This is a genomic window from Stenotrophomonas maltophilia group sp. RY12688 (assembly GCF_052149045.1).
GTDB classification, from domain to species: domain Bacteria; phylum Pseudomonadota; class Gammaproteobacteria; order Xanthomonadales; family Xanthomonadaceae; genus Stenotrophomonas; species Stenotrophomonas sepilia.
The window spans coordinates 287,095-305,100 of the sequence record NZ_CP197389.1; the positions used below are offsets into that span (position 1 = coordinate 287,095).

General features: G+C 68.1%; 17 protein-coding genes. 9 read left to right on the forward strand and 8 right to left on the reverse strand.

Going from position 1 to position 18,006, the window contains the following annotated elements; genetic code table 11:
• Positions 1-59 precede the first annotated feature (59 nt).
• Positions 60-2,462, reverse strand: coding sequence for a S9 family peptidase (locus ACS0OT_RS01300; protein WP_188239495.1), 2,403 nt, complete (start codon positions 2,460-2,462; stop codon positions 60-62).
• Between the two features lie 210 nt (positions 2,463-2,672).
• On the opposite strand from ACS0OT_RS01300, the gene ACS0OT_RS01305 reads away from it, so the two are divergent.
• The gene (locus ACS0OT_RS01305; protein WP_065178995.1) at positions 2,673-3,245 is read left to right on the forward strand and encodes an OmpO family porin; all 573 of its coding nucleotides are present in this window, start codon (positions 2,673-2,675) and stop codon (positions 3,243-3,245) included.
• Positions 3,246-3,443: 198 nt separating this feature from the next.
• On the forward strand, positions 3,444-4,121 hold the full coding sequence (locus ACS0OT_RS01310) for a response regulator transcription factor (RefSeq protein ID WP_065178996.1): 678 nt from the start codon (positions 3,444-3,446) through the stop codon (positions 4,119-4,121).
• Between the two features lie 6 nt (positions 4,122-4,127).
• On the opposite strand, the gene ACS0OT_RS01315 is transcribed toward ACS0OT_RS01310, so the two are convergent.
• Positions 4,128-4,517 carry a DUF6165 family protein gene (locus ACS0OT_RS01315; protein ID WP_049414316.1) on the reverse strand — a complete coding sequence of 130 codons (390 nt, stop codon included), beginning with the start codon at positions 4,515-4,517 and terminating at the stop codon, positions 4,128-4,130.
• Positions 4,518-4,695: 178 nt separating this feature from the next.
• On the opposite strand from ACS0OT_RS01315, the gene ACS0OT_RS01320 reads away from it, so the two are divergent.
• Positions 4,696-5,394, forward strand: a complete 699-nt coding sequence (locus tag ACS0OT_RS01320) for a TorF family putative porin (protein WP_262220099.1) — start codon at positions 4,696-4,698, stop codon at positions 5,392-5,394.
• Here ACS0OT_RS01320 and ACS0OT_RS01325 read toward each other — a convergent pair.
• A complete protein-coding gene (locus tag ACS0OT_RS01325; RefSeq protein ID WP_331250382.1) occupies positions 5,391-6,539 on the reverse strand; it encodes an MFS transporter in 1,149 nt (382 codons plus the stop codon). The two genes, ACS0OT_RS01320 and ACS0OT_RS01325, sit on opposite strands and share 4 nt — an antisense overlap.
• A 143-nt stretch (positions 6,540-6,682) precedes the next feature.
• Between ACS0OT_RS01325 and ACS0OT_RS01330 the strand changes: the two genes are divergently transcribed.
• Positions 6,683-7,570 (forward strand): LysR family transcriptional regulator, encoded by an 888-nt coding sequence (locus ACS0OT_RS01330; RefSeq protein ID WP_065178999.1) that lies wholly within the window; start codon positions 6,683-6,685, stop codon positions 7,568-7,570.
• Here the strand turns inward: ACS0OT_RS01330 and ACS0OT_RS01335 are convergent.
• Complete coding sequence (locus tag ACS0OT_RS01335) at positions 7,539-8,006, reverse strand: DUF1456 family protein (RefSeq protein WP_005420526.1); 468 nt, start codon at positions 8,004-8,006, stop codon at positions 7,539-7,541. The genes ACS0OT_RS01330 and ACS0OT_RS01335 overlap by 32 nt on opposite strands.
• A gap of 84 nt (positions 8,007-8,090) precedes the next feature.
• Here ACS0OT_RS01335 and ACS0OT_RS01340 point away from each other — a divergent pair, with 84 nt between their 5' ends.
• A complete protein-coding gene (locus tag ACS0OT_RS01340) occupies positions 8,091-8,579 on the forward strand; it encodes a hypothetical protein (RefSeq protein WP_005420525.1) in 489 nt (162 codons plus the stop codon).
• An 88-nt stretch (positions 8,580-8,667) separates the two neighbouring features.
• Positions 8,668-9,420, forward strand: coding sequence for an SDR family NAD(P)-dependent oxidoreductase (locus tag ACS0OT_RS01345; RefSeq protein ID WP_005420523.1), 753 nt, complete (start codon positions 8,668-8,670; stop codon positions 9,418-9,420).
• 98 nt (positions 9,421-9,518) lie between these two features.
• Here ACS0OT_RS01345 and ACS0OT_RS01350 read toward each other — a convergent pair whose 3' ends face one another.
• From ACS0OT_RS01350 to ACS0OT_RS01365, 4 genes are all read right to left on the reverse strand, one after another.
• Positions 9,519-10,403 carry an SPOR domain-containing protein gene (locus ACS0OT_RS01350; protein WP_065185647.1) on the reverse strand — a complete coding sequence of 295 codons (885 nt, stop codon included), beginning with the start codon at positions 10,401-10,403 and terminating at the stop codon, positions 9,519-9,521.
• Positions 10,404-10,424: 21 nt separating this feature from the next.
• On the reverse strand, positions 10,425-12,113 hold the full coding sequence (gene argS, locus ACS0OT_RS01355; protein WP_005420518.1) for an arginine--tRNA ligase: 1,689 nt from the start codon (positions 12,111-12,113) through the stop codon (positions 10,425-10,427).
• A 114-nt stretch (positions 12,114-12,227) separates the two neighbouring features.
• The gene (gene radC, locus ACS0OT_RS01360) at positions 12,228-12,932 is read right to left on the reverse strand and encodes a RadC family protein (RefSeq protein WP_014035697.1); all 705 of its coding nucleotides are present in this window, start codon (positions 12,930-12,932) and stop codon (positions 12,228-12,230) included.
• A gap of 70 nt (positions 12,933-13,002) precedes the next feature.
• Complete coding sequence (locus ACS0OT_RS01365; protein WP_061478747.1) at positions 13,003-13,629, reverse strand: response regulator transcription factor; 627 nt, start codon at positions 13,627-13,629, stop codon at positions 13,003-13,005.
• Between the two features lie 199 nt (positions 13,630-13,828).
• Between ACS0OT_RS01365 and coaBC the strand changes: the two genes are divergently transcribed.
• From coaBC to ACS0OT_RS01380, 3 genes are read left to right on the forward strand one after another with little or no spacing between them, the layout of a single operon-like run.
• The gene (coaBC, locus tag ACS0OT_RS01370; RefSeq protein ID WP_005420512.1) at positions 13,829-15,118 is read left to right on the forward strand and encodes a bifunctional phosphopantothenoylcysteine decarboxylase/phosphopantothenate--cysteine ligase CoaBC; all 1,290 of its coding nucleotides are present in this window, start codon (positions 13,829-13,831) and stop codon (positions 15,116-15,118) included.
• Positions 15,115-15,588 carry a dUTP diphosphatase gene (gene dut, locus ACS0OT_RS01375; protein WP_005420510.1) on the forward strand — a complete coding sequence of 158 codons (474 nt, stop codon included), beginning with the start codon at positions 15,115-15,117 and terminating at the stop codon, positions 15,586-15,588. Before coaBC ends, dut begins: the two co-directional genes overlap by 4 nt.
• 12 nt (positions 15,589-15,600) lie before the next feature.
• Positions 15,601-17,949 (forward strand): phosphomannomutase/phosphoglucomutase, encoded by a 2,349-nt coding sequence (locus ACS0OT_RS01380; RefSeq protein ID WP_164093409.1) that lies wholly within the window; start codon positions 15,601-15,603, stop codon positions 17,947-17,949.
• The last annotated feature ends 57 nt before the right edge of the window (positions 17,950-18,006 follow it).

Genomic DNA, 18,006 nt, shown 5'->3' on the forward strand with positions numbered 1-18,006 from the left:
CGGCCTTCAAGTACACGACGAACCAGCGCGGCGGGGATCGACATCCCGTGTACGCCTGTTCAGCCCGGGCCACCCGGGAGCGGGGCCAGCGCCGTATCCGGTGGCTGCTGGCCGGCCAGGTGGCGCACGAAGTAGTCCCACATGCGGTGCGTATAGGTGGCGTCGTTGCGGAACAGTTCGTGGTCCTGTCGAGCCAGGTACAGCAGGTCGTAGCGACGCTGGGCCTTGTTCAGGGCCGCGGCCAGCTGCAGGGTCAGCGCGGGTGGCGCGTTCTCGTCCAGTTCGCCATAGACCAGCAGCAGATGCCCGCGCAGGTTGCTGGCCAGCGCCGCATTGTCGAGACCGGCAAAGGGGGCCGGCACGCCATCGGCCATGGCTGTAGCTGGCACCACGCCACCGAACAGCCGGTCCATGCCGTGCAGGGCGCCGCCGTACATGCCCTGGAAATTGTGGCTGCCGGCCGAGGCCACGGCCACCCTGTAGAACGCGGGGTAGCGCAGCAGGGCACGCGCCGCGCTGTAGCCGCCGAACGAATGCCCATAGATGCCGACCCGCTGCAGGTCGATACCCTGGTAGCGTTCGCCCAACTGGCGCAGTGCGGCCACATGGTCATCGAGCTGTACATCGGCGCCGTGCAGGAAGCTGCTGTCATGGAATGCCTTGTCGCGGCCGCCGGTGCCGCGGGCATCGATGCTGACCACCACGAAGCCGAGCTCGGCGAGGCTGGCGCGGGATACCGGGTTCTGCGCCGAGACCGCTTCGGCATAGGTGACCGGCGCATTGCTGATGAAAGCACCGCCGTACATCGCGTCGATCACCGGGAAGCTGCCGTCATCGCGATAGTCGCGGGGCAGGTAGATGGTGGCGAAGATCGGCGTGCGCCCGTCGGCGGCCAGCAGCCGCTCGCGCCGTGGCGGCCGCCAGCCAGCAGTGACGACCGCCTGCGTATCCGCAGCCTCCAGCACCATCACTTCGCGGCCATCGTCGCTGGCGCGCAGCACCGTGCGTGGCGGCTGCGTGAGGCTGGACACCGTATCCACCAGGTAGCCACCGCCGGGTGAGAGCGCTTGCGGTGCACGTCCACCGAACAGCATGCCGGTGCCCGCATCAACCAGGTGGTCGTCGCCATCGGCGGCCAGGCGCTGCACCGCTCCGCCGTGCAGCGGTACCCGGTACAGGCCACGCACGTAGGGATCGCCGCCCTCGACACCGCCGGCACTGAAGTATGCCCAATCGCCTGCGCTGTCCACGCCGAGCAGGTCCCGCACCGCCCACCGGCCGCCTGTGAGCTGGCCCATCACCTTGCCGTCGGACAGGCGCACCCGGTACAGATGGCCCCAGCCATCGCGCTGCGAGAACCACACGGCGGTGTCCCGGCCGGGCAGGATTGCCACCGCTGGCCGGTTGTAGGAATACACGTTGAGCTGCAGGCGGGTATCACTGGACTCCTCCAGCACGGTGCGCAGCGCACCGCTGCCGGCGTCGATCTCTACCAGGCGCAGGCGCCGTGGCATGCCGAAGTGCGCCATCGCGGCGTACAACCGGCCACCGTCCCAGCCCAGGATGCCCGCCTCGCTCAGGATGTTCCAGCCCTCGGGCAGGGTGATGTCCTGCTGCCGGCCGCTGCGTACATCGACGATGTACAGGCTGTCGCGCACCTGCTGTGCATCGCCCAGTACCCCCAGCTTCACGGTGTGCACGCGTGGGCGCGCGCTGTTGGCCGGCGTGCTTTCCAGATAGGGGTAGTCCTGCAGCGCACGCTCGTCGTAGCGGATGCCGGCCACGTAGCGGCCATCCGGTGACCAGCCGACCGCAAACGGCCGCACCGGCATCCGGCCCTGGCGGCGCGGAATGCCGCGGAGGGTGAAGTCCGGCAGTACGCCATAACCATGACCGGGTTCGCCGCCGGTGGTCAGTGCCCGTGCCGCCGTTCCGGGCGACTGCAGCCACAGATTGTGGTCGCGCACCTGCAGCCAGGCATCGCCAGCGGGCGAAAGCAACGCATCTGCCGGCGGCATCGCATCCTGCGACGGCGCGCATTGCCAGCGCGGCCACCGGCAATCGATCGGCGCCTCGCCGCTGAATCGCAGGCGCAGGCCATCGTCGGTTGCCTGCACGCTGGCCAGTCGCAGGCGTGGCCCGCTGGCACCGAAGGGCGCCACCGCGCTGTCCAGTGCGGCGGGCTCGAACAGGACCTCGCCAGTTGCCTGTAGCGGGTCGACCAGTACCGCCTGGCGTCGACCGCGTGCATCCTCGCGCTCATACCAGAAGCGGCCATCGGCCAGCCAGTTCGGCACGACCGAGGCATTGCGCAATGCACCGCGCAGGTGGCTGTCGTGCACGCGCTCGGCGCGCTGGTAATCAGAAGGCTGCAGTGGCTGAGCCGATACAGTGGAACACCCGTCGATGAAGGCGAGGACGACAGCGCAGAGCGGGAACCGCAGCGGGGCAGGCACGTGCAAGGCAACCTCCTGTTGCAAGGGTCAGCGGAACTCGAATGCACGCGCGCCGCGCGCGTATGCCAGATACAGCCTGAATCAAGCCAAAAAATTCAGCAATGCGAAGGCTGCTGTTTTCAGGGAGCGTTGTGGCGAATAACGGAGAATTTACATTCCCGATGCGATGGCGCCCTGGCGCTGCTGCACACCATAAGAAAGTAAAGGTGTACCCCCATGAAGAATTCGCTGATTGCTCTGGCCCTGGCCGCTGCCCTGCCGTTCACCGCCTCGGCTGCTGAGAACCTGTCCTACAACTACGCCGAAGCCAACTACGCCAAGACCGACAACGACGCGTTCAAGTCCGACGGTTGGGGTGTGAAGGGTTCGTACGGCTTCCTGCCGAACTTCCACGCTTTCGGTGAGTACAGCCGTCAGGAATTCGACCACACCAACGTCAAGCTGGACCAGTGGAAGATCGGTGCAGGCTACAACGTTGAAATCGCTCCGAGCACCGACTTCGTTGCCCGCGTTGCCTACCAGAAGCTCGACCAGAAGCATGGCCTGGACTTCAACGGCTACAGCGCTGAAGCCGGTATCCGCACTGCCTTCGGCGCCCACGCCGAGGTCTACGGCATGGTTGGCTACGAAGACTACGCAAAGAAGCACGGCGTGAATCCGGAAGGCCAGTGGTACGGCCGCCTGGGTGGCCAGGTCAAGCTGAACCAGAACTGGGGCCTGAACGGCGAACTGAAGATGAACCGAGACGGCGACAAGGAATACACCGTCGGCCCGCGCTTCAGCTGGTAACTGCTGTTCCGGCGCGCCTGCGCGCTGGAGGCGTCTCGACAGGCCCGGCTCTTGCCGGGCCTGTTGCGTTTGTGGCGGCGCGAAACAAAATGCCGTCTGACTGGTGGCGCATGCGGGCCGAGCATTGCAAGGAATTGGATTCCGCCGCTGCGGGCACCGGCCTACGGTGGATGTTCCATGTTGCCTGGACAGGCCGCGATGCCACCGACACTCCCGCCCCTGCGGCCTGATCGGCCACGACGCCTGGCGCTGCTGGATCCGCACCCGGTACTTCGGTTGGGCGTGGAAGTTCTGCTCCGCCAACACAGTGGTGTGCAGGTGCGCGTGAGCCTGTCCAACGAGGCGAACCTGCTGCAGCTGCTGGAGCGCAGCCCGAGGTGTGTCGACCTGCTGCTGATCGATGCGCTGCCGATGGGCGACCTGGGCGATGGATTGGCCCTGCTGCGCGTGCTGTCGCAGCGCTGGCCGGCGCTGCCGGTGCTGGTGCTCTCGGCGCACTGCAACGCCAGTACGGTGACCACCGCGATGCGAGCCGGCGCGCGCGGCTTCCTGTCCAAGTCGATGCCACCGGAGACGTTGCTGCGCGCCATTGACGTGGTCGCTCGCGGAGGGCGCTTCGTGCCACCGGAACTACGCGAGGAGCTGAAGCTGCCACGCACACGCCGGGTATCTGCACCGGTGCTGACGCCGCTGAGCCAGCGCGAGCGTGAAGTGCTCGGGTTGGTGCTGAAGGGCGTCAGCACCAGTGAAATGGCCCTGCGCTCAGGGCGCTCGGCCAGCACCATCAGCTCGCAGAAGACGTCGGCCTACCGCAAGCTCGGCATCCGCGGGGATGGTGACCTGTTCCGCTTCCGCCACCTGCTCGAATGCGGCTGAGCGGCCTTACTCGCCCTGGTACTGCTTCTCTTCCACCAGCGCCGAACCGGCCACGCGGTTGATCTCGTTCTTCACCTGCACGCGCTCGCCATTGGTGCCATAGACACCGCGTGCCAGCTGGATGAATGCATCGTCGAACACCTGGGCCGCTTCCTTGTCGCGCAGCTGGTCCTGGATGTCCCACATGCGCTCGTTGATCGCCTTCAGCTGCTGCTTCAGCGCGTCCAATGCCGGCTGCGCCTGCAGCTGCTGCTGCAGCAAGGGCAACAGGCCATCCAGTTCGGTGCGCACGTTGGCCAGCTTGGCAGCATCGTCGATGCGCTCGGCCTTGATCTCGAGAATGGTGATCTTGTCGATCAGCTCGCCGATCGATACCGGGGTCAGGATGGCGTCCACGTGGTTGGTTCCTGGAAACAAGGCGCCATGATACCGCGCGGCTGGCACGTAGCCTCCATCCACGGGATTTACGCCGAATTTGCGCCGCAGGCCGGGCAGCGCCCTCGATCCGTTACGGCGGCGCCCCCGACACTGCCGTCCCGGCGGCGCGACCGCCTTCGACGAGGAACACAGTGCAGTGAACAGCAAGGAGACGATGGCGGCGCTGGTGGCCGCCCTGGCAGGGCTGCTCGGGATCGGCAGCGCGCAGGCACAGGTGCAGGCCAGTGGCAGTGCTGCATTGACCAGCGACTACGTGTGGCGTGGCAGCTCGCAGAGCGATGGCGACCCGGCAGTGCAGGCCGGCGCGAAGGTCTCGATCCCGTCGGGATGGTACGCCAGCGTGTGGGGTTCGAACGTTTCGTTCAAACCGGACAATGGTGCGCGCAGCGAGTTCGACCTGGTGGCCGGCTGGTCCGGCGCACTGGCGCCGGCCTGGAACCTGGATGCGAACCTGACCCGCTACGTGTACCCGGGCACCGGCCGCACGCTGGACTGGACCGAACTCAACACCACGTTGACCTGGAAGCAGCGTGCCTGGCTGCAGGTCGCCCATTCCAGCGATGCACTGGCCGGTGGCCATCGCGGCACCTATGCCCAGCTGGGTGTGCGTATGCCGCTGCACGAACGCGTCCGCCTGGAAGCGGCGGTGGGCCAGTACTGGCTGGCCACCGCGCAGGGCCCGGACTACCTGCATGGCCAGCTCAGTGCCATTGCCACGCTGGCCCCTGCATGGGAGCTGCGTGCCACCGTGCACGACACCGACAGTGCGGCCAAGCGCCTGTTCCCGGGTAACGCCGGTGGACGCTGGGAGCTGGCGCTGCAGGGCAGTTTCTAATTCGACGATGCCGCCTGGCGCGCACGCAGCGCGCCGGGCAGCCACAGCAGCAGGGCCAGCACGGCCACGGCGGCACCGGCCACGCAGACACCGGTCCAGCCGAAGCGCTGGTAGACCTGTGCAGACAGCAGCGAGCCCAGCGAGCCGCCGATGAAATAGCCGGTCATGTAGCCGGCATTGAGGCGGTTGCGTGCCGCAGGCTGCAGCGCATAGATCAGGTTCTGGTTGCTGACATGCAGCAGCTGCGCGGCCAGGTCCAGCACCACCACGCCGACCAGCAGCGCCAGCAGCGAGTGGGCCGACAGCCCCAGTGGCAGCCACGACAGCAGCAACAGCGCCAGTGCAATGGCGGTGGCACGTCCGGTCTGGCCACGGTCGGACATGCGACCAGCCAGACCCGCCGCCAGCGTGCCGGCCGCACCGACCAGCCCGAACAGGCCGATGGTGGCGTCGCTGTAGGCGTACGGCGGTTGTGCCAGCAGGAATGCGAGCGGGGTCCAGAAGATCGCGAACATGGCGAAGCTGCAGGCTCCCAGCAGCGTGCGCTGGCGCAGCACCGGTTCCCGCACGAACAGCTCGCCGATGGAGCGCAGCAATGCGAAATAGCCAAGGCCGGCGCTGTGGTGGAATCGCGGCAGGCCGCGCTGCAATGCCAGTGCGGTCAGCACCAGGGTGGCAGCGGCGATCGCGTACACCAGGCGCCAGTCGCCCAGGCTGGAAAGCAGGCCGGCCACGGTGCGCGCCAGCAGGATGCCCAGCAGCAGGCCACTCATCAATGTTCCGACCACGCGGCCACGATGTTCCGGCGCGGCCAGCGTGGCGGCGAACGGCACCAGCACCTGGGCCACCACCGAAAACAGGCCGGTGATCGCGGTGCCCACCAGCAACCAGGTCAGCGACGGTGCGCAGGCACTGATCACCAGTCCGCCCGCCGACAGCAGGCTCATCACCACGATCAGGCGGCGGCGTTCGAACAGGTCACCCAGCGGCACCAGCAGGATCAAGCCGGCGGCATAGCTCAGCTGCGCGGCGGTAACCACCATGCCGACCTGGCCGAACCGCACGCCGAAGGCGTCGGCGATGGTGTGCAGCAGCGGTTGCGCGTAGTAGTTGCTGGCCACGGCCACGCCGGTGGCGACCGACATCAGCAGCACCTGCCAACGGTGCAGAGGGGGAAGGGACGGGCTCACGCGATGTTCCAGGAAGCGGGGGGCACAGTGTCCGCCTGCTGCGAGCATGATGGAAATGAATCATCATCATCCATGCCATCTGAAAACAAGATAGTTGTATGAACCTCAAGCAGCTCGAGTTCGCCGTGGCGCTGGCCGAGGAGGGCAATTTCACCCGTGCCGCCGAGCGCTGCCACGTGGTGCAGTCCGCGCTCAGCCACCAGATCGCCCATCTTGAACAGGAGCTGGGTGCCACGCTGTTCGAGCGCCTGCCGCGCCAGGTGCGGGCCACCGCCGCCGGCGAGGCGTTGCTGGTGCACGCACGCCAGGTGCTGGCCAGCCTGCGCCACCTGCGCGCCGACGTGGCCGCCGTCAGTGGCGAAGTGCGTGGGTTGCTGGCCATCGGGCAGATTTCCTCGCTGACCGGAATCGACGTTGTGGCGATGCTGGCGGCCTTCCAGCGCGTGCACCCGCAGGTGGAGTTCCAGTTGCGCGTGGACAAGAGCGAGGACCTGATCGCGCAGGTACAGTCGCGCGCGCTGGATGTGGCACTGGTCGGCCTGGCGCCTTCGGCAGCGCTGTACGGTGTCTGCCATCAGGTGCTGCAGGAGGAGGATCTGGTGGCGGTACTGGCGCCATCGCACCGGCTGGCCGGGCGCAAGCGGCTGCCATTGGCCGCACTGCAGGATGAAGCACTGGTCGACTTCCCGCGCGGCACCGGCGCACGCCGGCAGACCGATGATGCTTTTGCCGCAGCCGGACTGCCGCACACGGTCCGTTTCGAGGTCAACCTGATGGAACTGGTCGAGCGCTTCGTCCGCCATGGGTTGGCGGTCGGCATCGTGCCGGCATTGATCGCCGATGGGTTTCAGGGCGTGGTGCAGATTCCGCTGCAGCCGACCCCGACCCGGCGCGTGCACCTGGTCTGGCAGCGCCTGCCGACACCAGCGGCGCGGGCGTTCGTCGACGCCGTGCTCAACCGCGCAGGCGCAGGCTCAGGCCCTTGAGGAAGTTGCGCAGCATCTGGTCCAGGCAACGCCGGTAGTTGGCGTGCCCGGGTTGGCGGAACAGCGCGCCCACTTCCGACTTGGAGACATTGAAACCTGCGCTGGCAAAGATCTCCATCAGGTCCACGTCGCGCAGCTGGAACGCCACGCGCAGCTTCTTCAGCACCAGGTTGTTGTCGATGCGGGTCTCCACTGCGCGCTGCGGCTGGCTCTCGTCGCGGCCACGCAGGTGCACGATCAGGCCGTCGAGGAAGTGCGCCAGCGCGCTGTCGTTCATCGCCTCGAAACCGGCTTCGTCCTCGCGGCGCAGCCAGGCCTTCACCTGCCCGGTATCCACGGCAAAGGCCGGGTCGGCCATCTGGCACAGGGCGACCACGTGCTGGTCACCCAGGTCCAGGGAGTAGCGCACGCTGCGCAGGACATCATTGTTGATCATGGCCCAATTGTACCGGCCCCTGGCGTGTCACCGGACTGTCATCGAACTGCAGCATCGTGAGCACTCGTTCGCTGGGACCCTTGCATGCGCCGGTATCTGTTTTCCGCACTACTGCTCGCCGGCAGCTTCGCTGCCTTCGCCCAGGACCGCTTCGTACCCGTCGAGCGGCGCCTCAGTGCATCCCAACTGGCCGAGGTCGGGCTCAGCCCAGCGCAGTTGCAGGCGTTGAACCGGGTACTGCGCGAGGCAGAGAGCACGACCGCTGCGTCGACGGCAGCGGTGGCCCCGGTCGCTGCGCCGCTGCCTGCCAATGTGCCGGCACCGGCAGCAATGCATCTGGGCCTGGATGACGAACCGGTCAGTGCCCGTGTAGTCGGAGAGGTCGCAGGCTGGCAGCCCGGCACGCTGTTCACTCTTGATAACGGTCAGCAATGGCAGGTGATGAAGGGACAGATGAAGCTGCGCAAGGTGTTGCAGTCGCCGCAGATCGCCGTTGTTCCTGGAATTGCCGGGCGCTGGTTCCTGCAGGTCGACGAAGACCTGCCCAAGGCCAGAGTGTTTCGCGTGCGTTGAGCCGGGGGGACGGCTGGACGGCGGGCAACTCAGGACGGGCCGGGAATGCCAGAATGGGCGTCCGGTTTTTCCCCCCTGGAGTTGCCTGATGACCCGCACTGTCCTGATTACCGGCGCCACGTCCGGCTTCGGCGCCGCCGCCGTCCACCGCTTCGCCCAGGCCGGCTGGAAAGTGATCGCCACGGGCCGCCGCAGCGAACGCCTGCAGCCGCTGGTCGAGCGCTACGGCAAGGACGTGGTGCACGCCGCCGCCTTCGACATCCGCGATGCGGTGGCGATGGAGGCGGCCCTGCTGGCGCTGCCGCCGGCCTTTGGCGAGATCGACCTGCTGGTCAACAACGCTGGCCTGGCGCAGGGCACCGCGCCGGCACAGAGCGCCACGCTGTCGGACTGGACCACGATGATCGACACCAACATCACCGCGCTGGTGACCCTGACCCACCGGCTGCTGCCGCAGCTGGTGGAGCGCAAGGGCGCGATCATCAACATCTCGTCGGTGGCCGGCGTCTACCCGTACCCGGGTGGCAACGCCTACGGTGGCACCAAGGCCTTCGTCAGCCAGTTCTCGCTGGGCCTGCGTTCGGACCTGCACGGCACCGGCGTGCGCGTGACCACGATCGAGCCGGGCATGGCCGAAACCGAATTCACCGTGGTACGTACCCATGGCGACCAGAACGCCTCGGACAAGCTCTACAGCGGCGCCAACCCGATGACCGCCGAAGACATCGCCGAGCAGATCTTCTGGGTGGCCAGCCTGCCGCCGCACCTGAACATCAACCGGCTGGAGCTGATGCCGGTCAGCCAGTCGTTTGCCGGATTCCAGGTCGCCCGCGAGGGCTGACCGGAGTTGTATCGCTTTTTGCAGAGTCGAGCATGGCTCGACTCTACAGAAACAAGAAAGCCGGGCACTGCCCGGCTTTTTCATTCACATCGGCAGGCTTACTGCGCCTTGATCGCCATCGCCTGCAGGCCGGTGCCATCCAGCTTCTGCTTGGCTTCGGACAACTCGCCGGCACTGCCGTACGGGCCCATGCGCACGCGGTACACGGTCTTGCCGTTGATCTGCGCCGACTCCACGCGTGCCGCCAGGCCCATCATGGCGAGCTTGGCCTTGGTGGCTTCGGCGTCACCGGAAGCCCCAAAGGCTCCTGCCTGCAGGATGTAGCGGGCGTTGTCGGCGGCCGCTGGTGCAGCTGCGGCCGGCGGTGCCGATGCGGCGGGCGCGCTTTCCGCGCGCGGCGCCGGAGTGGCGGCCGCCGTGCTGGCCGACGGGGTTGCCGCGGCCGGGCGCTCGCTCAGCGGTGCCGGCAACGGACGGTTGGTCGCGGTTACCGGCGCGGTGCTTGCGACGCTGGCCGTTGCGGTCGGTGCCGGCGTGGCCGTACTGGCCGGCGGTACCGGCTTGCCCTCCAGCGCGGCCTGCGCGCGCGACGCTTCGGCCTTGGCCCGGCGCTGATCCTCGGCGCGCGCGCTGGCGGCCAGTTCGGCGTCGGACATTTCCACTTCCTTGCCCGGCAGCAGGGTGTAGAAGTCGTACTGCGTCGCGGCGGGCTTCTCCGGTTCGGCCGGCTTCGGCGTGGCCGGCTGCGCGGCCGGCTGGCTGCCGACATCGCTGTCGGCATCAGCGACCGGGGCCGGCTGCGCGTTCGGGTTCGGCTGCGGACCGGCACGCAGGAAGCCATCGCCTTCGCCCTTGAACAGGTTCGGCGCCGCCAGGAACACCACGGCGGCGATCGCCACACCGGCCACCAGCCACACCCATCCGGGGGTGCCCTGGCTGCTGCTGTTGCGTCGTGCCTGGGTTTTGCCGCGTCGTGCTGCCATGTGTACTGCGTCTCCTGATGCTTACATTTTTTCCGGGGCACTCACGCCCAGGAGTTCGAGGCCGTTGGCCAGCACCTGGCGCGCCGCGCAGGCCAGGGTCAGCTTGGCGTTGCGATCGGTGGCGTCGTCCACCAGCACCGGCGTCCCGTGATACCACGTGTGGAAGGCATGCGCCAATTCACGCAGGTACTGCGCCACCAGGTGCGGCTCCAGCGCCACGCCGGCCGCTTCCACCACTTCCGGATACCGCGAGATCTCGTTCATCAGCCCCAGCGAGGCATCGTCGGCCAGGCGGCCCAGATTGGCCAGGCCATTGCCCTGCTCGTACACAAGGCCCTTTTCCTGGGCCTGGCGCAGCAGGCTGCAGACGCGGGCGTGCGCGTACTGCACGTAGAACACCGGATTGTCGTTGCTCTGCTGGCGGGCCAGGTCGATGTCGAAGGTCAGCTGCGAATCGGGCTTGCGCGCGATCAGGAACCAGCGGGTCGCATCGCGGCCGGCCTCCTCGATCAGGTCGCGCAGGGTGAAATAGCTGCCGGCACGCTTGGACAGCTTCACTTCCTCGCCGCCGCGCATGACGGTGACCATCTGGTGCAGCACGTATTCCGGCCAGCCCTGCGGGATGCCCACTTCCAGCGCCTGCAGGCCGGCGCGTACGCGCGCCAGCGAGCCGTGGTGATCGGCACCCAGTTCGGTGATCGCGCGCTCGTAGCCGCGCTGCCACTTGGACAGGTGGTAGGCCACGTCCGGTACGAAGTAGGTGAAGGTGCCGTCGGACTTGCGCATCACGCGGTCCTTGTCGTCACCGAAATCGGTGCTGCGCAGCCACAGCGCGCCGCCTTCCTCGTAGGTGTGCCCGGAGGCCTGCAGCTTGGCCACGGCCTCGGCGACCTTGCCATCGGCGTACAGCGAGCTTTCCAGGAAGTAGATGTCGAAGTCGACGCCGAAGGCGGCCAGGTCCAGGTTCTGCTCGTTGCGCAGGTAGGCCACGGCGAAGCGACGGATCGCCTGCATGTCGTCCGGGTCCTTGGCGCCGACCACCAGCGTGCCTTCCAGGTCAACGCTGGCGCCGGCCATGTAGGCGCGGGCAACGTCGGCGATGTACTCACCGCGGTAGCCGCCTTCCGGCCAGCCTTCCTGGTCCGGCGCAATGCCCTTCACGCGGGCCTGCACCGACAGCGCCAGGTTCTCGATCTGCACGCCGGCGTCGTTGTAGTAGAACTCGCGCTTGGCGTTCCAGCCGTTGGCGTCGAGCACGCGGGCCACGCAGTCGCCGATAGCCGCCGCGCGGCCATGGCCGACATGCAGCGGGCCGGTCGGGTTGGCCGACACGTACTCCACGCCCACCGTGCGGCCATTGCCGGACAGGTTGCGGCCGTAGTCGTGGGCTTCCTTGATGACCGACGCGGCTTCGCGCTGGTACGCAGCCGGAGCCAGGTGGAAGTTGATGAAGCCAGGGCCGGCGATCTCGACCTTGCTGACGTCCTCGCTGCGCGGAAGCGCCTCGACCAGCGCCTGAGCCAGTGCGCGCGGATTGCTGCGCGCGGCCTTGGCCAGCAGCATCGCGGCGTTGGTGGCGAAGTCGCCATGGTCACGGGTCTTCGGGCGCTCGACCACGAAGTCCGGCGGCAGGGAGTCGGCGGGCAGGGTGCCATTGGCGCGCAAGGCTTCGATGCCTTGGCTGATCAGGGCGCGGAGGAGATTTTTCACGAGGCCTGCTGTGAGAATGAGCGGCGGAATCGCCCATTTTAGCGCAGATACCCGCGCCCACGCTGACCAGAACATGCCTGTGGGGGGTACCTGCCCGGCCCTGGTCAGGCCCGCTCAGCCGAACAGGCGTGGCTGGGGCGGGGACAGCAGGCCCCGTTCAGCAAACGAAACGGGGCGGCCTTCGCCGACCACGAAGTGGTCCAGCAGGCGTACGTCCACCAGTGCCAGCGCCTGCTGCAGTTCATCGGTGATCCGGGTATCGGCGCCGGAGGGTTCCGGGTCGCCGGAGGGGTGGTTGTGGCTGAGGATCACCGCTGCCGCATTGTGCAGCAGGGCTCGCCGCACCACCTCGCGGGGGTAGACCGGGGCGGCATTGATGGTGCCCTGGAACAGTTCCTCGCAGGCGATCAGCCGGTGGCGGTTGTCCAGGAACAGCGCCATGAAGATCTCGCGGGCCTGGCCGCGCAGGCGGTGCTGCAGGTAGCGGCCGACCGCGGCTGGGTTGTTGCCGACCGCCTCGCCCTGCTGAAGCTCGGCGGCCAGGTAGCGATGGGCCAGTTCCAGGCCGGCGGCCAGGGCACAGCTTCGTGCCGGCCCCAGCCCCGGCAACCGGGCCAGCTCGCGGGCCGGGCGGTCCAGCAGCACGCGCAGGGGGCCATGCGCCTGCAACAGGTCGCGGGCGGTCTGCACCGCGTCGCGTCCACCGAAGCCGGAGCCGAGAAACAGCGCCAGCAGCTCTGCGTCGGACAACGTGGCGGGGCCGCGGGCGATCAGCTTCTCGCGGGGACGTTCCTGCTCGGGCCAGTCATGGATGGGCATGCCTGCATCATCGCCAGCGCGCGTGATGCGTCCCATCAGGGCAGGGCGCACGCCCGGGTAGGCTGTTGCCTCAGTCGCGTCGCGACTGCAGATAGGCGAACAGCTCCTGGTTGTTCTGCAGCCCCAGCTTGCGCTTGGCTTCGGCCTTCTGCCGGCTGATCGTTTTCGGGCTGCGGCCGCAGTGGACGGCGATGGCGTTCACTTTCAGCCCGGCGGCCAACAGGTCCAGCACTTCCTGTTCGCGGGCCGACAGCGCCGCCGGCTCACGCGCGAACATCAGGTCGCGCGCCTGCAGGTGGTCGCGCAGCTGCTGCGAGACGAACACCTGCCCAGCCATGGCCGCGTTCAGGGCCTGCGGCAACTCGCCGAAATCGGCGCACTTGTCGACCAGGCCACTGACACCTTCACGCAGCAGGCCATCGAGCAGGCCGGGGTGACGGGCGCCGGTAAGCACCACCACGGGCATGCCCGGGTGGCGTGCGCGCAGCTCAGCGATCAGTTCCGGGCCATCCGGGCCGGTGCCCGGCATGGAGAGGTCGGTCAGCACCGCGTCGCAGCCGTGGTGCTCGACCAGCTGCAGCAGCTGGGCGCCGTCACGCGCGCTGCCGACGACCTCCATCAGATGGGTCTGCAGCACGATGCGGATGCCGTGCAGGACGACGGGATGGTCGTCGGCGATGATGATGCGCGGGTGCACGCGGAATCCTCGAAAAGCGAAGCGGCACACCTGCGGTGGCCACTGACGATTCTGCAAACGTGGCCGGCCAACAGGTATAGGAAAGTTCCGAATCGCAGTGTCTTGAACCCCGGAAGCGTTGTGGCGCAAGTCCCATCTGCTGATAGCCGCCCGCTATGTGTGCCGTGTACCGGGACATTACCGACCATCGGGTAAGCTAATGCCCTCGTTTGCACAGGAATTCCAGGTGGCTGACTCCCCCAACGCTTCCCCCGCGCCGGCCCGCGCGCTGGAAGGCCAGAAACTGCTGTTGTGCGTCGGAGGCGGGATCGCGGCCTACAAGGCCCTGGAGCTGGTGCGGCGCCTGCGTGACGCGGGCGCCCAGGTGCAGGTGGCGATGACCGCCGGCGCCCAGCAGTTCGTCACCCCCCTCAGCTTCCAGGCCCTGTCCGGGCAGCCGACCCGCACCACGCTGTGGGACAGCGCCGCCGAGCAGGCCATGGGCCACATCGAGCTGGCCCGCTGGGCCGACCGCATCGTGGTCGCGCCGGGTACCGCCGATCTGCTGGCGCGGCTGGCCCAGGGCCATGCCGATGACCTGGTCAGCACCCTGTGTCTGGCCAGCACCGCACCGCTGACGATCTGCCCGGCAATGAACCACCGGATGTGGCTGCATCCGGCTACCCAGGCCAACATCGCCCTGCTGCGCCAGCGCGGTGCGCAGGTGATCGGCCCGGTCGATGGCCCGCTGGCCGAAGGTGAATCCGGCCCCGGTCGGCTGGCCGAACCGGGCGACATCGTGGCCGCGCTGGCGACCAATGGCGGGGTCGTTGCGACGGTTGCCGCGCCGGAAACCCGTGCCCTGCAGGGGTTGCGCCTGCTGATCAGTGCCGGCCCGACCTACGAAGACATCGATCCGGTGCGCTACGTCGGCAACCGCAGCAGCGGCAAGATGGGCTTCGCCCTGGCCGCCGCCGCCGCCGCGCTGGGCGCGCAGGTGGTGCTGGTCAGTGGCCCGGTACAGCTGCCGACGCCGCCGGGCGTGCAGCGCATCGATGTGCGCTCGGCCGCGCAGATGCGCGATGCCGTACTGAAGTCGCTGCCCGCCGACATCTATATCGGTGCCGCCGCAGTGTCCGACTACACCCCGCGCCAGGTCGCCGCGCAGAAGCTGAAGAAGACCGCCGACAGCCAGTCGCTGGTGATCGAGCTGGTGCGCACGCCGGACATCCTGGCCGAAGTCGCCGCGCAGACGCAGTCGCTGAAGCTGGTGGTCGGCTTTGCCGCCGAGACCCATGACGTGGAGAAATATGCTCGCGGCAAGCTGATCGACAAGCGCCTGGACCTGGTGATCGCCAACCAGGTCGGCATCAGTGGCGGTGGTTTCGAGAGCGACAACAATGCCGCCACGGCCTTCTGGCAGGACGGTGAACAGGTATTCCCGGCCACCTCCAAGCGCGAACTGGCCGAACAACTGCTGGCGCTGATCGCGCGGAGACTCCAGGCATGACCCAGGCATCCCTTTCCCAACCGCTGCAGGTCAAGCTGCTCGATCCGCGCTTCGGCGACAGCTGGCCGCTGCCGGCCTACGCCACCGAAGCCAGCGCCGGCATGGACCTGCGCGCGGCGCTGGATACCGCGCTGACCCTGCAGCCGGGCGACACCGCGCTGGTGCCCAGCGGCCTGGCCATCCACATTGCCGACCCGAACCTGTGCGCGGTGATCCTGCCGCGTTCCGGGCTGGGCCATCGGCATGGCATCGTGCTGGGCAACGGCACCGGCCTGATCGATGCCGACTACCAGGGGCCGCTGCTGATCAGCGTCTGGAACCGTGGCCGCGAGGCCTTCACCATCGAGCCCGGCGATCGCATCGCGCAGCTGGTGGTGGTTCCGATTGCCCGCGTCAGCCTGCAGGTGGTGGATACTTTCACCGACAGCGTGCGGGGCACGGGTGGATTCGGCCATACCGGGGTGCGTTGACAGGGGACATCGATGAGCGGCATCGGGGAAGGACAGCGGGGACGGTCGTTGGGTCGCAGTGCACCACTACTGGGGGTGCTGCTGATCCTGCTGGCCGGCTGGTTCGGATGGAGCGCGGTGCAGCAATGGCGGCAGGAGGCCAACGGCCAGGCGCTGGAAGAAGCGCGCGACCAGGCCGTGCAGGGCCTGCAGCAGGCCGCTGCAGGCCAGTTGCAGCAGCTGCAGCAGCAGTTGAAGAACGATCGCGTGCAGCAGGCGCTGCAGGCCGGCGATGCCGCTGCAGCGGCGCTGGCCGTGCGCGAGAGCTGGACCGGGGTTGAGCAGGTCGAGGTGCTGACGGCCGATCTGGCCAACGCCTATGCCGATCCGGCCACCTTCGGGTATGCACGCCTGGCCCTGCTGGAAGCGGCGGTGGCTGAGGGCAAACCCAGCCTGCGCGTCGTCCGCGATGGTGGCGGCAATCGCCTGGGCCTGGCCGCGCCGGTGCAGCTGGGCAGCCTGGGGGCGGCCGTGATCTATGTCCGCCAGCCGCTGCTGCGGCTGACCTCGCCGCTGGACCAGGTGCGTGCGCCGTCCGCCGGCTTCCTTGGCCTGCGCCAGGGTGGGTTCGATCTGGTCACCCAGGGCAACGCGGGCCTGTCCGAAAGTGCGGAAGCCCTGGCGCGCCCGGTTGCAGGCACGCCGCTGCGGCTGGTCGCGTCGGTGCCGAATGTCGACGCCGGTCCGCTGGGCCTGGGCGCGCTGGCCAGCGCCATTGTGGCGTTGCTGCTGGCGTTCATTGCCGTGTTGCTGGTGGTGGGACGTGACCGACTGCCGAAGTCGCTGCCCCTGCCGCGCCGCGCCGCAGCGTCCGAGGCCGACCATGGCCCGACCCTGAGCGAGAGCCTGCAGCAGGCGCCGCCACCCGAGGCCGCTGTGACCGGCAGTGGCGATGCCGCGCCACCGCCGCCACCGCCAGTGCCCGCTGAAGAGCTGGCCGCCGGCATCTTCCGTGCTTATGACATCCGCGGCGTGGTGGGCAGTGAACTGACACCGAAGACCGCGGCGCTGATCGGCCAGGCCATCGGCACCGTGGCACTGGAGCAGGGCCTGCGCGAGGTGGTGATCGGTCGCGATGGCCGCCTGTCCGGACCCGAGCTGACGGCTGGGCTGGCCGAGGGCCTGCGCCGTGCCGGCTGCGCGGTGATCGACATCGGCCTGGCGCCCACCCCGCTGGTGTACTACGCCGCCTTCCATCTGCGTACCGGCACCTGCGTGGCAGTCACCGGCAGCCACAATCCGCCCGAGTACAACGGCTTCAAGGTGGTCATTGGCGGAGAGACGCTGTCCGGCGATGCCATCACCGATCTCTACCAGCGCATCGTCGAGGGCCGCCTGGTGCAGGCCGCTGAGCCCGGTGACTACCAGCAGCGCGATGTCAGTGCCGACTACATCCAGCGCATCGCCGATGACGTGCAGCTGGACCGCCCACTGAAGGTCGTGGCCGATGCCGGCAATGGCGTGGCCGGCGCACTGGCGCCGCAGCTGCTGGAAGCGATCGGCGCCGACGTCATTCCGCTGTACTGCGATGTCGACGGCACCTTCCCCAACCATCATCCCGACCCGAGCGAACCGGCCAACCTGGAAGACCTGGTGCAGACGGTCAAGCGCTTTGGCGCCGATCTCGGCGTTGCCTTCGATGGCGACGGCGACCGGCTGGGCGTGGTGACCGGCGAAGGCCGGATCATCTACGCCGATCGCCTGCTGATGCTGTTTGCTGCCGATGTGTTGATGCGCAATCCGGGCGCGATGGTGATCTACGACGTGAAGTGCACCGGCAAGCTGTCCGACCACGTGTTGCGCAACGGTGGCAGCCCCCTGATGTGGAAGACCGGGCATTCGCTGATGAAGGCGAAGATGCGCGAGACCGATGCCGAGCTGGCCGGCGAGATGAGCGGCCACTTCTTCTTCAAGGAACGCTGGTTCGGTTTCGACGACGGTCTGTACGCCGCTGCGCGATTGCTGGAGATCCTGGCCCAGCGCGAGGAAACGCCGGGCGAGGTGCTGGGCGAGCTGCCGGAAATGGTCGCCACGCCGGAGCTGAAGGTACCGGTGGCCGACGGGACGCCGCATGCCTTGGTGGCGATGCTGGTGGCGGCGGCGCAGTCCCCGGACAACCCGTATGTGGGTGGCCGCCTGTCGACCATCGACGGGCTGCGCGTGGACTTCGCCGATGGCTGGGGCCTGGTGCGTGCCTCCAATACCACGCCGGTGCTGGTGCTGCGCTTTGAAGGCAACGACGAGGCGGCACTGGAACGCATCCAGGCCCTGTTCCGCAGCCAGCTGCAACCAGTGCTGGGCGACACCCCGCTGGGGTTCTGACCCCTTTGGAAGCTGCAGCAGAATGGGTAGTGCCGGCCGCTGGCCGGCAAGCCCATG

Coding starts and splice junctions, on each gene's coding strand:
- ACS0OT_RS01305 (WP_065178995.1), top strand. CDS start 2,673: ATGAAGAATTCGCTGATTGCTCTGGCCCTGGCCGCTGCCCTGCCGTTC.
- ACS0OT_RS01310 (WP_065178996.1), top strand. CDS start 3,444: ATGCCACCGACACTCCCGCCCCTGCGGCCTGATCGGCCACGACGCCTG.
- ACS0OT_RS01325 (WP_331250382.1), bottom strand. CDS start 6,539: ATGTCGGTCGCCACCGGCGTGGCCGTGGCCAGCAACTACTACGCGCAA.
- ACS0OT_RS01330 (WP_065178999.1), top strand. CDS start 6,683: ATGAACCTCAAGCAGCTCGAGTTCGCCGTGGCGCTGGCCGAGGAGGGC.
- ACS0OT_RS01335 (WP_005420526.1), bottom strand. CDS start 8,006: ATGATCAACAATGATGTCCTGCGCAGCGTGCGCTACTCCCTGGACCTG.
- ACS0OT_RS01340 (WP_005420525.1), top strand. CDS start 8,091: ATGCGCCGGTATCTGTTTTCCGCACTACTGCTCGCCGGCAGCTTCGCT.
- ACS0OT_RS01345 (WP_005420523.1), top strand. CDS start 8,668: ATGACCCGCACTGTCCTGATTACCGGCGCCACGTCCGGCTTCGGCGCC.
- ACS0OT_RS01350 (WP_065185647.1), bottom strand. CDS start 10,403: ATGGCAGCACGACGCGGCAAAACCCAGGCACGACGCAACAGCAGCAGC.
- radC (WP_014035697.1), bottom strand. CDS start 12,932: ATGCCCATCCATGACTGGCCCGAGCAGGAACGTCCCCGCGAGAAGCTG.
- coaBC (WP_005420512.1), top strand. CDS start 13,829: ATGCCCTCGTTTGCACAGGAATTCCAGGTGGCTGACTCCCCCAACGCT.
- dut (WP_005420510.1), top strand. CDS start 15,115: ATGACCCAGGCATCCCTTTCCCAACCGCTGCAGGTCAAGCTGCTCGAT.
- ACS0OT_RS01380 (WP_164093409.1), top strand. CDS start 15,601: ATGAGCGGCATCGGGGAAGGACAGCGGGGACGGTCGTTGGGTCGCAGT.